The organism is Thalassotalea insulae, assembly GCF_030161395.1.
GTDB classification, from domain to species: Bacteria; Pseudomonadota; Gammaproteobacteria; order Enterobacterales; family Alteromonadaceae; genus Thalassotalea_E; species Thalassotalea_E insulae.
The window spans coordinates 3,309,024-3,323,735 of sequence record NZ_BSST01000001.1 but is presented as its reverse complement, the minus strand read 5'-3'; the positions used below and the strand labels follow the sequence as shown (position 1 = coordinate 3,323,735).

Sequence of the window (14,712 nt, the reverse complement as noted above, 5' to 3'; positions counted from 1 at the left end):
AAACTGAAAAGGATTAAAGATGAGCCAACAGCTCGAAAACCCTAGTAGACGCAGACTCTTTAGAGGTAAACTGGCTCCGCCAGCGCCTAAACTTCGTTTACCCTGGATCAAAAGCGAACAACACTTTACCGAACATTGCACCCAATGTGGTGACTGCCTAGCAGCCTGTGAAACTAAAATCTTAATCAAAGACGAAGCAGGTTTTCCAACCGTAGATTTTAATCTGGATGAATGTACCTTCTGTGGTCAGTGTCAAGTAAGTTGTCAGCAGCCCTTATTTATTGACAAACAGCAACAAGATAACGGCAAACAGTCTCCTTGGCTGGCAAAACTTACCATAGATAATCAATGCCTTGCGCAAAATAACATTCTTTGTCAAAGCTGTCAGGATGTTTGTGACACTAACGCCATCACCTTTGATTTTAGTCGTCGCAGTGTCCCAGCTCCTGAAGTGGACTTATCCGCCTGTAATCAATGTGGTGCCTGTATCAGTACCTGCCCACAACAAGCTATTGAACTTACACCAAAAACAGTAGAGGTCAATTATGCCTGAACAACGCTATGCAGAAACTGCTAACGAATATCATGTCGCCAGCTTTGTTGCTCACGCGCAACCTCAGTATATCAAGCAGCTAACAGCAGATATTAAAAACAGCGAAGGTGCAGAAATACATGCCATCAGCGATGAAGGAAAAATCGTATTCACTATCGAGGCACCGAGCCAGAAAAAAATCGCAATGTTAATCGATCAATTAAAACACCATATCGGGTTATTCAGCTTGTCACCGGTATACCATCAATTTTTAACAGAAGAACAATCAGCAGAAAGCAAAGAGGTGAACATATGACTATTAATCGCCGAGAATTTATCAAAGCAAATGCCGTCGCAGCCGCAGCGGCAGTAGCAGGAGTATCGGTTCCTGCAACCGCCTCTAACCTGATCACCAGCAGTGATATCACTAAGCTAAAATGGGATAAAGCCCCCTGTCGCTTCTGCGGTACCGGCTGTAGTGTTAATGTCGGTGTTATGGACGGAAAAGTAGTTGCCACTCACGGTGATATTAAATCACCAGTCAACAAAGGGCTTAACTGTATTAAAGGCTATTTTCTGTCGAAAATAATGTACGGCAAAGATCGACTGACCACGCCGCTGTTAAGAATGAAAGACGGCCAATATGATAAAAATGGCGATTTTACCCCTATTTCCTGGGATGCTGCTTTCGATATTATGGCAAAGAAAGCGAAAGAGACCTTAAAAGAAAAAGGCCCGACCGCTATCGGTATGTTTGGCTCAGGTCAATGGACCGTCATGGAAGGTTATGCCGCATCAAAACTAATGAAAGCAGGTTTTAGATCGAATAATATCGACCCCAATGCCCGTCATTGTATGGCATCAGCCGTAGGTGGTTTTATGCGCACTTTCGGTATCGATGAACCTATGGGCTGTTACGATGATATTGAAGCAACCGATGCCATGGTGCTTTGGGGCTCTAACATGGCGGAAATGCATCCGATCTTATGGACTCGCATTACCGATCGCCGTTTAAGTGCACCCCATGTCAAAGTAGCGGTCTTATCAACCTTTACGCATCGCAGCTGTGATCTTGCTGACAACAGCATGATCTTTACCCCACAAACCGATTTAGCGATTTTAAACTTTATTGCCAACTACATTATTCAAACTGACCGAGTTAATAAGGACTTCGTCAATAAACACACTAACTTCAGACTAGGTAATACGGATATTGGCTATGGTTTACGTCCGGAGCACCCACTGGAGCAAAGAGCAAAAAATAACGGTAAAACCCGAGGCGGCTCTTCACCAATTTCATTTAAAGAGTATGCAAAATTTGTCAGCAGCTATACCGCGGAATACACATCTAAACTATCAGGAGTGCCGGTTGACAATCTCAACGCATTAGCAGAATTATACGCGGACCCAAAAATAAAAGTCTGTTCATTTTGGACTATGGGTTTTAATCAGCATACTCGTGGCGTCTGGGCCAATAATCTGGTGTATAACATTCACTTATTAACCGGTAAAATTTCAACTCCGGGTAATAGCCCATTTTCATTAACCGGCCAACCATCTGCTTGTGGTACGGCACGAGAAGTCGGCACATTTGCCCATCGTTTACCGGCAGATATGGTAGTAAAAAATAAAAAACACCGGGATTTAGCTGAGCAGTTATGGAAAATCCCACGCGGCACTATTCCACCAAAGCCTGGCTTCCACGCGGTCTTACAAAACCGTAAATTAAAAGATGGTGAATTAAACTTTTATTGGGTGCAATGTAATAACAATATGCAGGCCGCAGCGAATATCAATGAAGAAGCTTATCCAGGTTACCGTAATCCGAAAAACTTTATTGTTTGCTCTGACCCTTATCCAACAGTCACCGCGCAAGCATCAGATCTGATCCTGCCAACCGCAATGTGGGTAGAAAAAGAAGGCGCCTATGGTAATGCTGAACGCCGCACTCAAGCCTGGTATCAAATGGTGGAAGCGCCCACAGGTGCAAAATCAGATTTATGGCAACTGGTTGAGTTTTCAAAACGTTTTCGCATTGAAGAGGTATGGCCGCAAGAATTGTTAGATAAAAATCCTGGCTATAAAGGGAAAACACTTTATCAAGTGTTATATAAAAATGGGCAGGTAGATAAATATTCTATCAACCTAGTACCGACAGACAGACTTAATGATGAAGCACGTCATTTTGGTTTTTATATCCAAAAAGGCCTGTTTGAAGAGTACGCCAGCTTTGGTCGCGGTCATGGCCATGACCTGGCTGATTATGATCGCTATCATCAAGAACGTGGCTTACGCTGGCCTGTAGTTGAAGGTAAAGAAACTTTATGGCGCTTTAAAGAAGGTTCAGATCCTTATGTCGAAAAAGGCAAAGACTTTCAGTTTTACGGCAAAAAAGATGGTCGCGCCATTATTTTCGCCCTGCCATATGAGCCACCGGCAGAAAGTCCGGATAACAAATATGATCTGTGGTTATCAACTGGTCGGGTGTTAGAGCACTGGCATTCAGGCTCTATGACACAAAGGGTACCAGAACTCTACAAAGCAATGCCTGATGCCCTGGTTTATATGCATCCAGATGACGCCAAAGAGCGTGACATGCGCCGTGGCGATCTGGTTAAACTGGTTTCACGCCGCGGAGAACTACAAACCCGGGTAGAAACACGTGGCAGAAATAAACCACCAAAAGGCCTAGTATTTATGCCTTGGTTTGATGCCAGCCGATTAGTTAACAAGTTGACCTTAGATGCAACAGATCCGTTATCAAAAGAAACTGACTATAAAAAATGTGCAGTTAAAGTGGTTAAGGTTTAGGAGAACTAATATGAAAAACTATATCGTGAAAAGACTCACCCAAACCTTAGTTATTGCGACATTGTTTTCTTCTGCTGTGTTTGCTGCTGAGACTAATGTTGCGACTTTACGAGGCCAAGCTTTGGATCAGCAAGATAAACCGGCAACGATTGCAAGAGTAATTAATAAGGACGTCAAACAGGCGCGTAATTATCCTATGCAGCCACCGGTGATCCCACACAAGATACGTAACTATGAGATTAATTTAAACTCAAACAAATGTATGTCGTGTCATAACCGCACCCGTACAGAGGAATCACAAGCCCCTATGGTCAGTGTCACTCATTACATGGATAGAGACGGTAACTTTTTAGCAGAAATATCACCAAGACGTTACTTTTGTAATCAGTGTCATGCCCCACAAACTGATGCTAAAACACTAGTTGAAAATGACTTCGTTGATATGCATAGCCTGATGAAAGCTAAACATGCTACTAAGAACTAGGAGAGTCGTATGAAAGAGATCATTAAAATAGGCTGGCAAACCTTAAAAAAACCAAGTGCCTATTTCAGCTTAGGTTTCTTAGTTATCGGTGGATTTATTGCCGGCGTTATCTTCTGGGGCGGATTTAACACTGCGCTTGAAGCAACCAACACAGAAGAGTTTTGTATTAGTTGTCATGAGATGGAAAATAACGTTTATGAAGAGTTAAAAACCACCATACATTTTTCCAACCGCTCTGGCGTCAGAGCCACTTGCCCTGATTGTCATGTACCTCATAAATGGACCGACAAAATTGCCCGTAAAATGCAGGCATCAAAAGAAGTTTGGGGGAAAATTTTCGGAACCATTAATACCCGGGAAAAATTTCTCGCACATCGTAAGCAACTGGCACAAAATGAGTGGACTCGTTTAAAAGCAAACGATTCATTAGAATGTCGTAACTGCCATAACTTCGACTATATGGACTTTACCGCGCAAAGTTCCAGAGCCGCAAATCAACATTCAACCTCGCTGGCAAGCGGTGATAAAACCTGTATCGATTGTCATAAAGGCATTGCTCACCAGTTACCGGATATGAAAGGGATTGAAGGCTGGCAATAGTTAAGTGTTCACCAACGCCACATTAATTTAAAGCCAGTGTTCTCACTGGCTTTTTTATTAAATTCATAAAATATTTCCGATAATTTTCATTTGAAAAATACTTTATTTATGCCTATGTTTTTCAATATATGAGGTATCAAAATGAACCACCTTGTTCATAGATAGCAGGTTAAGTATATGACATATGATGATAGCGATGCTCTCAATGACGGCGATATAGACAATGAGCTCGACGCAGACATTGATATCGATACAGTCGAGCAAAAAGATGCTAAAGTGCGCAAACGAATCGATGACTTGTTAGAGAGAAAACGCCTGCGAGAGTTACTCGACGATAGTGACGATTGGTAAAGATAAGTAATAAGTTGTGAATTTTTTACATTTCATCCGTAATCTTTATTCCTAAAAAACAGTAAGCTGTTAAAATACAGTTCTGTTTTATCCATACCCTAACAACATGACATTACTTGAAAAACTTCGATGCTTGTTCACTTTTGGTCAGGGAGTAGCCTTACCATTGCCAGCAATCTCCGAATCAACCTCCCCTTTTGAATTATTTCAGCTCTGGTTTGACGATGCGAATAAATCTGGCATTTTGTTACCAGAAGCTATGTCGGTCAGCACTAGTGATCACAATGGACAACCAAGCTCACGCATGGTGTTATTGAAATCTTTTGATGAGCAAGGCTTTGTTTTTTACACTAACTACGGCAGTCGCAAACATCAGGAGCTATCAGCCAATAATAAAGTAGCCTTGTTGTTTCACTGGAATGTATTACAACGTCAGGTACGCATCGAAGGCACAATAGAGAAAACTTCAACTGAACAATCCGCACAGTATTTCCATAGCCGGGATCGCGGTAGCCAGATTGGCGCTTGGGCATCAAAGCAAAGTAATAAAATCTGCGGCAGCAATGAACTAAAAGATAGAGTCGCCCACTTTGAAAAAAAATTCGCAGGACAAGAAGTACCTTTGCCTGATTTTTGGGGCGGCTTACGGGTCAAACCTCATTACATAGAGTTCTGGCAAGGGCGTGCCAGTCGTTTACATGATCGTGTCTGTTTTGAAAAACAAGGGGACAACTGGCAGCAGTTTAAATTGCATCCATAATGCCATGCATAGTACTCATTTACCGAAAATTTAAGTTATCTGCTCCCTATGTTAAAGTAAGATAAATTTGTTAGCTGTAGTAACTATGTCGCTCTTATTCATTTTCTTATCATTATTGTTCAGCATTACGACAAATGCTGAACAAGTTAATGTTGGGTTGGAGCCTTTTCCTCCACTGATTAACGAAGATAAAACCGGTGTATTGATTGAGGCATTAAACCAGATAGCACTCAACTCAGAGCTTAGCTTTAACTTTCAGCTAATGACCTATGCCCGAGCCAAAAAAGAATTAAAAAAAGGCAACTTGCAGCTAATAGGTTTAACCCCTCAGCATCAGGAAACGCCTGACTTTTACCAGTATGCACAAGAACTAAACTGGTCGATTGATACCACGTTAGATATCTTTTCTTTACAACCTTCGTTAAAAGAAATCACACAATTTGAGGACTTTACCATTGGTACCTTAATTGGTAACGCTGAGTTTTTCTCGCAAACGTTAACCATACCTCAGAAGAAATTTGTCGAGGTCAGTAGCCTGCCACAATTAGTTAAAATGCTAAGTAAAGGTCGGATAAAAGCGATTATTTTTGAACGCATCGCAACGATGACCACAATAGAGCAACTGCAGACTCAGGGAATTTACTACCAGAAAATCATTAACCTACCAGCAAGTATTGCGGTACAGAAAAATGAACTCGGTTTTAAGCTTAAAAAACAGTTAGATAAATTACTATCTCCATCACAGCTAATGACTGAGCACGTTATGCTGTCACGCTATTATGGACTACCAGATAGCGGACTAGTAGATAGTTCTCATCAAACAAAAAAATGATTACCCCGCAAAGTAATGAGGAAAAGTAACGCCTAAAGGTTACTTTTCCTGATACAGCTAGCCAACAAGAGCTAACAATATTCCGGCAGCAACGGCTGAGCCCAAAACACCAGCAACATTTGGCCCCATAGCATGCATTAATAAGAAGTTATGCGGATTTGCTTCTAAGCCCACTTTATTCGCTACTCGCGCCGCCATTGGTACAGCGGATACTCCAGCCGCACCAATTAACGGGTTTACTTTTTCTTTACTGACTTTATTCATTAACTTAGCCATTAACACACCGGATGCTGTACCAATTGAAAATGCCACCGCACCTAAAGCCAGTATGCCGAGTGTTTCAATATTTAAAAACTTGTCAGCACTAAGTTTAGAACCCACACCTAAGCCTAAAAAGATAGTGGTAATATTGATCAGTTCATTCTGCGCAGTACCACTTAAGCGATCGACCACACCACATTCACGCATTAAGTTACCTAGACAGAACATGCCGACTAACGGCGTTGCTGCTGGCAAGAAGAAAATCGTCATCATCAAGACACCAAGCGGAAAAACCACTTTTTCAATCTTGGTGACATGACGTAATTGCGCCATTTCTATTTTACGCTCTTCTTCTGTGGTGAACGCTTTCATAATTGGTGGTTGAATAATTGGCACTAACGCCATATAAGAATAAGCAGCTACCGCAATAGCCCCTAACAATTCAGGCGCCAATTTAGAGGCTAAAAAGATCGCTGTCGGACCATCAGCACCACCAATAATAGCGATTGCCGATGCATCTTTCATAGTAAACTCTATTCCAGGTATCGCATTTAATGCGATAGCACCAAATAAGGTAGAAAAAATACCAAACTGAGCAGCAGCTCCTAAAAATAAGGTTTTAGGATTGGCAATTAACGCACCAAAATCAGTCATCGCGCCAACTCCCATAAAAATGATCAGCGGAAAGATGCCTGTTTCTATGCCAGCATGGTAAATATAGTAAAGTAAGCCTCCAGCTTCTGAGAAGCCCGCAACAGGAATATTAGTCAAGATAGCACCAAACCCCATCGGCACTAATAACAAAGGCTCAAAGTCTTTAACTATCGCTAAAAACAGTAATAAACAGCCGACTAACATCATTATCACCTGACCTAGCTCAAAATTGGCCAAGCCTGTAGACATCCATAAAGTATTTAACGACTCCATTAGCTCACCTATGCCAGACTTAGTAAAGTATCGCCAACGGCAACTGAGTCGCCCTCTTTGACATTGACAGAGACAATTTGGCCACTAGTTACAGCTCTGACTTCGGTTTCCATTTTCATCGCTTCCATAATGATCACCACGTCACCGGCGGCTACCTGATCACCATCTGTTACTAGCACTTTAAAAATATTACCGGCTAATGGAGCATTTAATGTTTCTTCCGCACTCACCGAAGCGCTTTGCTTGATCGCTGCATCAGCAGCTGAAGTGACAGAACTAACTGAGCCACTTGGCCCAACGACCACATCATAGACTTTACCGTCCACACTGACTGAATAACTTTCCGTCGCTGCCTGATTAGCTGCTGGTGGCGTAGCGGCAACTTCTTTAGTCGGAACAGGTTCAAAAGCATCTGGATTATCACGATTTTCGAGAAACTTTAATCCGATTTGTGGGAACAATGCATAAGTTAATACGTCATCGATCACCTCATCCGCTAATCGAATATCTTTTTCTTGCGCTAAGGTTTCTAACTCTTGTGATAAGGCATCAATTTCTGGGGCAATTAAATCGGCTGGCCGACAAGTAATAGCTTCTTTACCATCTAATACTTTTGATTGTAGTTGTGCATCCACAGCTGACGCAGTCGCACCATACTCGCCTTTAAGTACACCGGCTGTCTCTTTAGTAATCGACTTATAACGTTCACCAGTCAGTACATTTAACACCGCTTGTGTCCCAACAATTTGTGACGTTGGCGTCACCAAAGGAATATTACCTAAGTCTTTACGCACACGCGGGATTTCTTTTAACACATCATCAAACTTGTCTGATGCTCCTTGCTCTCGCAACTGATTTTCCATATTCGTTAGCATGCCACCCGGCACTTGTGCTAATAAAATACGAGCATCTATCCCCTTTAAGCTACCTTCAAATTTTGCATATTTTTCCCTGACATCACGAAAATACGCCGCAACTTCAGCTAACTTTTCCATATCCAAGCCAGTATCACGCTCAGTACCTTCAACAATAGATACTATGGTTTCAGTCGGTGAATGCCCGTAAGTTTGGCTCATTGACGAAATTGACGTATCGATGACGTCAATGTCAGCATCAATTGCTTTCATATGAGTCGCAACACTCAAACCTGTTGTAGCATGGCAATGTAATGCAATTGGTAACGAAACCGTTTCTTTTAACCGCCCAATCAATTCAGCAGCATCATAAGGTTTTAACAGCCCCGACATGTCTTTAATACATAACGAATGCGCCCCCATATCTTCGAGCTGCTTCGCCATAGTGAGCCAACCTTCAAGTGTATGTACCGGACTTTCGGTATAACTTAAAGTACCCTGAGCATGAGCCCCAACTTTCACTGCGGCTTTAATAGCAGTTTGCAGATTACGAACATCATTCATCGCATCAAAAATACGAAAAACGTCAACCCCGTTAACATGCGCGCGCTCAACAAACTTCTCCACCACATCGTCAGCATAGTGTCGATAACCGAGAATGTTCTGACCACGAAATAACATTTGCTGTTTAGTGTTTGGCATCGCTTTTTTTAATGCCCGAATACGCTCCCATGGATCTTCTCCTAAGTAACGAATACAGGAATCAAATGTTGCGCCTCCCCATGACTCAATTGACCAGAAACCAATTTGATCAAGCACAGGGGCAATCGGCAACATATCTTCTAAACGAAGTCGAGTGGCTAACAAAGATTGGTGGCCATCTCTTAATACAACTTCTGTAATACCTAGAGGTGATGACATAACGAAATGCTCCTGTTATTTTTTTCTGTGTTGCTGGCGGTATTGGCTGACTGCAGAACTGATTGCTGCCACTATTGACGGTGATACCCCTTGCTGGCTCACCTTCGCATTATTGGCCCTAGCTGGCCTTTTAGATTGAATAATAGGATCAGGATAAGCATTCGCAAGCTTGAGCAGCACATTATTAATAAAAATAACCAGCAATCCCAAGAAAGCAAAAACAAACACCATACCTGTTAGCATTAATATACCGGCGTCGATAAATAACTGCGTTAAGTGCTCCATTTACTGTTCTCAATCTGTTCAATATTAGAATTAGAATAATCACTCCAATATCTAAAAATCAAATAAAATTTTGCTGTTTCATAAAAATAATATTCAGTCAATAGCAGCACATAGCATTTACCAGTCTATATTCAACTTTTTTTAATAAATATGCAGCAAAAAGTTATAAAACCACATATTGTATACAATAAAATCTACGATATTATTAGTAGCTAGCGATTAAATTTCATATTTTGTATACAAAATTTTTATCATATTTCATGAATACTATATGAATACTTGCCGACATTACCGCCGCTCTCTGTAACTATGATTGAAGCAAAATAGAGTAGTAATAAGACGTTTTTTTAACAAAAGTGGCGGACGCGGCAGGCGTCGAACCTGCGACCGATATGATTAGTTTTGTAGCCACTAACTGAAGAAGCGTGTCAAAGCATAAATTTCAGACGAAAAAAAACCAGTCAAGAGACTGGTTTTTTAACAAAAGTGGCGGACGCGGCAGGCGTCGAACCTGCGACTGATATGATTAGTTTTGTAGCCACTAAATTAAGAAGCGTATCAAAGCATAAATTTCAGACGAAAAAAAACCAGTCAAAAGACTGGTTTTTTAACAAAAGTGGCGGACGCGGCAGGAGTCGAACCTGCGACCGCCTGGTTCGTAGCCAGGTACTCTATCCAGCTGAGCTACGCGTCCGCGGTATATTAACTTCTTTTATCAGCCTTAATATTAGCTGCTCTTCATTATTTTACCACTTGAAGAAAAGTGGCGGACGCGGCAGGAGTCGAACCTGCGACCGCCTGGTTCGTAGCCAGGTACTCTATCCAGCTGAGCTACGCGTCCGCAATAAACTATGTTTTATATCTTAGTCTGAAGATAACGAACCTCGTTCGTAGTAACCTATATTTTAATCCTTGGTAAAAAGGATGGCGGTGAGCGAGAGATTCGAACTCTCGATCGGGTTTAACGCCGATACTCCCTTAGCAGGGGAGCGCCTTCAGCCACTCGGCCAGCTCACCAGTGGGTGCGAATATTAATGGATAAAAAAAATATGTCAAACGATTTTTTAGCTTTTATTTTTGTTTGCTGAGATTTCAGTCAACACGGCGATAAATCAGCCATTTTTTTGCTAAAAATATAGCAAGTGTCTAGAAATGCAAAAGTGTAATATACAAAAAAGTCGGCTTAGGCCGACTTTTTGTTTGAGTGCTTAATTTTAGAAATTATTGCCCGAAGGTTCACCGTCACCTTTTTCAGACTGAATTCGCATATAAATTTCTTCACGATGGACAGAAACTTCTTTAGGTGCATTCACACCTATACGAACCTGATTTCCCTTTACACCTAAAACTGTTACCGTGACATCGTCACCGATCATCAAGGTTTCTCCAACTCGACGTGTTAGTATTAACATTCCAAATTTCCTTTATTTTTAACTACGGGTCCACTAAATATTAATAAGCTAGTAATAAATTTAGTCTAGAATTGGCATTTAGCACAGCTATTTGTGTAAATATTTATGAAAAAATAACTACTTACTCAAACAACAGCTTAAGTAAAATAATCAAAAAAAGCAAAAAGCTAGTAAATTTGCCTATTCGATCATTTTACCTACCAATTGCTGATATTTTAGCAAGCTTCTACGTGTGATACACAGAAAATTACCATTTTGTTACGATAAATCAGAAAATCAATCTTTACCTAAAACAATATTAACCTTTTATTTACATTTAAAACGAGGGCAACCCCCCTCAGTTAATTGATCACAAAAAAAAGGAAACTCAATCGAGCTTCCCTTTACAAACTTATGATATAAAAATTAAGATCAGCTCAATTTATCACTTAACCAGCCTTCTACGCTTGCTAAGGCCGTCGCAATGCTTTCTGGCTGGCTACCACCCGCCTGTGCCATATCGGGGCGGCCACCGCCTTTACCACCGACTTGCTGAGCAACCATATTCACTAACTCTCCAGCTTTCACTTGACCAGTTAGATCTTTCGTTACCCCGGCAATTAAACCAACCTTACCGTCATTTGCTGTCGCCAGCATAATAATACCGGAACCCAATTTAACTTTTAACTCATCAACCATACCGCGTAAGTCTTTTGACGCAACACCATCAAGCTCTGCAATTAAGGCTTTAACGCCATTAATTTCAGTCGCCTGACTGATCAGGTCTGAGCCAGCTTGTGCCGCCAACTGCTGTTTTAATTGTGCCGCTTCTTTTTCAAGTTGCTTATTCTTAGCAAGTAATTGCTCAACTTTTTCTACCGCATTAGTAACATCCGATTTGACTAAACTGGCAATTTTCGCAAGAGTCTCTGTCTGATTATCAACAAAGGCTAACGCCCCTTCACCAGAAACAGCCTCGATACGGCGTACACCAGCAGCAATACCTGATTCAGAAACAATTTTAACTAAGCCTATATCACCGGTGCGATCAACATGAACACCACCACACAACTCAGTAGAAAAATCGCCTAAAGTCACAACACGAACTTCATCGTCGTACTTCTCACCAAACAAAGCCATAGCCCCTTTTGCTTTAGCTTCATCAATTTGCATTAATTGCGTTTCGCGAGCATGGTTGCGTCTGATTTCCTGATTGACTAAATTTTCAACTTCCGCTAATTCAGCTGCGGTCACCCCCTCAAAATGAGAAAAGTCAAAACGTAATTTTTCAGCATCACATAACGAGCCTTTCTGGGTAACATGCTCACCTAAGACTTTTCTTAACGCTGCATGTAATAGGTGAGTAGCACTGTGATTTTTAGTAATCGCAGTTCGACGCGCAATGTCTATTTCCGCTTTCACTCTAGCATTCAATTGAATATCAGTTTTAGCTGTGCCTTTATGAACAAAGGCGTTACCTACTTTTATCGTATCTACAACTTCAAATACGCCATGTTCAGTAACAATAAAACCGCTATCACCTACCTGGCCGCCAGATTCCGCATAAAATGGCGTGTTATCAAGGATCACAACACCTTGCTCTCCCTCTTTTAACACCTTGACTGAACCTTCGCTATTAAACAGCTCTACCACAGTCGCAGAAAAATTATGGTTAGTGTAGCCTTTAAAATTAGTGTGCTTATCAGTTTTTAATTGTTCATTGTAGTTGGTGCCAAACTGACTAGCTTGCTGCGCACGTTCTCGCTGTAAGCCCATTGCAACATCAAAGCCATTTTGATCTATCTTTAATTGACGTTCGCGTGCTATATCAGCAGTTAAATCGGCTGGAAAACCATAAGTATCATAGAGTTTAAAAACATCTTCACCACTGACTGTATCGCCATTAAGGTTCGATAAAATATCTTCCAATAACATCATGCCGCGATCTAAAGTACGGCCAAACTGCTCTTCTTCAATGCGTAATATTTTTTCTATTACTGCTTGTTGCTGCGCCAGTTCAGGATAAGCTTGTCCCATTTGTTCAATTAACGGTGCCACCAATTTATGAAAGAAATGCCCCTTTGCTTCTAATTTATGACCGTGACGAATTGCGCGACGAATAATACGACGTAAAACATACCCACGACCTTCGTTTGATGGCATCACACCATCAACAATTAAGAAACTACAAGAACGAATATGATCGGCAATCACCCGCAACGACTTATGCTCAAGATCATTACAATGTAATAATTGTGCCGTCGCTTTGATCAAATTCTGGAAAATATCAATTTCATAGTTGCTATGGACATTTTGCATAATTGCAGAAATACGCTCTAAGCCCATACCTGTATCAACTGAAGGCTTAGGTAATGGTTCCATAGTACCGTCTTGATGACGGTTAAACTGCATAAATACTAAATTCCAGATTTCAATAAAGCGATCACCATCTTCTTCAGGAGAGCCTGGAGGACCGCCCCAAATATGTTCACCATGATCGTAAAATATTTCACTACAAGGGCCGCAAGGTCCAGTATCACCCATCGACCAGAAATTATCAGACTCATACTTTTTACCGGCAGTTTTATCACCGATACGGATGATTTTTTCAGCCGGCACACCTATCTGCTTAGCCCAGATATCGAACGCTTCATCATCAGTTTCATAAATGGTGACTAGCAGCTTTTCTTTCGGTAATTGCAGTACGTCAGTTAAAAACTCCCAAGCATATTTGATAGCATCTTCTTTGAAATAATCACCAAAGCTAAAATTACCTAACATTTCAAAGAAGGTATGATGACGAGCAGTATAGCCGACATTCTCTAAATCATTATGTTTACCACCGGCACGAACACAACGCTGTGATGATACCGCTCGGGTATAACTGCGTTGCTCAGCGCCAAGAAATACATCTTTAAATTGCACCATACCGGCATTGGTAAATAATAAGGTGGCATCATTACCTGGAACGAGTGAACTACTGCTAACAACCTGATGTTGCTTAGACGCGTAAAAATCTAAAAATGCCTGTCTCAAATCAGCACTGGTTTTTATCATGGGAATATCCAAATTATTTCTGTTAAATCTATAATCTATTCTGTAATGAACAACACTTAATCTAAGTACTCATCCATATTAATCGCCGCAAAAATTTCATCTGTTGAAAAACCGCGGTATTGTAAAAATCGAATGCGTTTCGCCTTGTCTTTCTCATCTTTAATTGCTGAGCTACCAAACTTTTTATGATAACTCTGCTGGGCAAGTTCATACCAGTCTATAGCTGCATGCTCTTCTGTTTCTGAGATGAGTGCAGATGCCAGTCCTTTTTGCTTGAGCTCATTTTCAATATAGCGCTTACCATAGCCTTTGTTGATCCGGCTACGAAATACGCTTTCAGCAAACCTTTGCTCACATAAATAATTATTACTTAGCAAATATTCGATAACTTGCTCTATTTCTTCTTGCGCATACGCACGCTGTCGTAATTTATTGACGATTTCTTTTACTGAGTGTTCTCGTCGTGATAACAAGTCAATAGCAGTATGTAATATCGTTTTATTCAATCTTTCTCGTCCAGCCCCAGCAAGATAACGCAAATTAGTGTAACTATTCTACCTTTTGCAGAAGAAAAAGTCTTAAATGATGATTAAAATATGATAAGTTTTTACATTAGCGAAAGAATCACGCAAAATATTATAAAATG

At 41.0% G+C, this 14,712-nt stretch carries 14 protein-coding genes and 3 tRNA genes; 8 read left to right on the top strand and 9 right to left on the bottom strand.

Features of this window, described 5'->3' with window-relative positions; all coding sequences use genetic code 11:
• Positions 1–19: 19 nt before the first annotated feature.
• The 8 genes from napF to QQK06_RS15000 all read left to right on the top strand — a co-directional run bounded on the left by napF (position 20) and on the right by QQK06_RS15000 (position 6,370).
• Positions 20–553 carry a ferredoxin-type protein NapF gene (gene napF / locus QQK06_RS15035; protein WP_284245572.1) on the top strand — a complete coding sequence of 178 codons (534 nt, stop codon included), beginning with the start codon at positions 20–22 and terminating at the stop codon, positions 551–553.
• Positions 546–848, top strand: coding sequence for a chaperone NapD (locus QQK06_RS15030; RefSeq protein ID WP_284245570.1), 303 nt, complete (start codon positions 546–548; stop codon positions 846–848). The genes napF and QQK06_RS15030 overlap by 8 nt, the downstream gene beginning before the upstream one ends.
• The gene (gene napA / locus QQK06_RS15025; RefSeq protein WP_284245569.1) at positions 845–3,343 is read left to right on the top strand and encodes a nitrate reductase catalytic subunit NapA; all 2,499 of its coding nucleotides are present in this window, start codon (positions 845–847) and stop codon (positions 3,341–3,343) included. The genes QQK06_RS15030 and napA overlap by 4 nt, the downstream gene beginning before the upstream one ends.
• Positions 3,344–3,353: 10 nt before the next feature.
• Entirely contained in the window at positions 3,354–3,827 is a 474-nt protein-coding gene (locus tag QQK06_RS15020) for a nitrate reductase cytochrome c-type subunit (RefSeq protein WP_284245568.1), read from the top strand.
• A gap of 9 nt (positions 3,828–3,836) precedes the next feature.
• The gene (locus QQK06_RS15015; RefSeq protein WP_284245567.1) at positions 3,837–4,427 is read left to right on the top strand and encodes a cytochrome c3 family protein; all 591 of its coding nucleotides are present in this window, start codon (positions 3,837–3,839) and stop codon (positions 4,425–4,427) included.
• Positions 4,428–4,604: 177 nt separating this feature from the next.
• On the top strand, positions 4,605–4,778 hold the full coding sequence (locus QQK06_RS15010) for a PA3496 family putative envelope integrity protein (protein ID WP_284245566.1): 174 nt from the start codon (positions 4,605–4,607) through the stop codon (positions 4,776–4,778).
• A 106-nt stretch (positions 4,779–4,884) separates the two neighbouring features.
• The gene (gene pdxH, locus QQK06_RS15005; protein WP_284245565.1) at positions 4,885–5,538 is read left to right on the top strand and encodes a pyridoxamine 5'-phosphate oxidase; all 654 of its coding nucleotides are present in this window, start codon (positions 4,885–4,887) and stop codon (positions 5,536–5,538) included.
• An 85-nt stretch (positions 5,539–5,623) separates the two neighbouring features.
• Positions 5,624–6,370, top strand: a complete 747-nt coding sequence (locus tag QQK06_RS15000) for a type 2 periplasmic-binding domain-containing protein (RefSeq protein WP_284245564.1) — start codon at positions 5,624–5,626, stop codon at positions 6,368–6,370.
• A 57-nt stretch (positions 6,371–6,427) separates the two neighbouring features.
• On the opposite strand, the gene QQK06_RS14995 is transcribed toward QQK06_RS15000, so the two are convergent.
• From QQK06_RS14995 to QQK06_RS14955, 9 genes are all read right to left on the bottom strand, one after another.
• Positions 6,428–7,558, bottom strand: a complete 1,131-nt coding sequence (locus QQK06_RS14995; protein ID WP_284245563.1) for a sodium ion-translocating decarboxylase subunit beta — start codon at positions 7,556–7,558, stop codon at positions 6,428–6,430.
• An 8-nt stretch (positions 7,559–7,566) separates the two neighbouring features.
• Complete coding sequence (oadA, locus tag QQK06_RS14990; RefSeq protein WP_284245562.1) at positions 7,567–9,333, bottom strand: sodium-extruding oxaloacetate decarboxylase subunit alpha; 1,767 nt, start codon at positions 9,331–9,333, stop codon at positions 7,567–7,569.
• Positions 9,334–9,348: 15 nt separating this feature from the next.
• Entirely contained in the window at positions 9,349–9,618 is a 270-nt protein-coding gene (locus QQK06_RS14985) for an OadG family protein (RefSeq protein ID WP_284245561.1), read from the bottom strand.
• 617 nt (positions 9,619–10,235) lie between these two features.
• Positions 10,236–10,312, bottom strand: a tRNA-Arg gene (locus tag QQK06_RS14980).
• A 70-nt stretch (positions 10,313–10,382) separates the two neighbouring features.
• Positions 10,383–10,459, bottom strand: a tRNA-Arg gene (locus QQK06_RS14975).
• An 84-nt stretch (positions 10,460–10,543) separates the two neighbouring features.
• Positions 10,544–10,635, bottom strand: a tRNA-Ser gene (locus QQK06_RS14970).
• A 197-nt stretch (positions 10,636–10,832) separates the two neighbouring features.
• The gene (csrA, locus tag QQK06_RS14965; protein ID WP_284245560.1) at positions 10,833–11,030 is read right to left on the bottom strand and encodes a carbon storage regulator CsrA; all 198 of its coding nucleotides are present in this window, start codon (positions 11,028–11,030) and stop codon (positions 10,833–10,835) included.
• 411 nt (positions 11,031–11,441) lie between these two features.
• Positions 11,442–14,066, bottom strand: a complete 2,625-nt coding sequence (gene alaS, locus QQK06_RS14960) for an alanine--tRNA ligase (RefSeq protein ID WP_284245559.1) — start codon at positions 14,064–14,066, stop codon at positions 11,442–11,444.
• Positions 14,067–14,122: 56 nt separating this feature from the next.
• Positions 14,123–14,572 (bottom strand): regulatory protein RecX, encoded by a 450-nt coding sequence (locus QQK06_RS14955; RefSeq protein WP_284245558.1) that lies wholly within the window; start codon positions 14,570–14,572, stop codon positions 14,123–14,125.
• Positions 14,573–14,712: the final 140 nt, after the last annotated feature.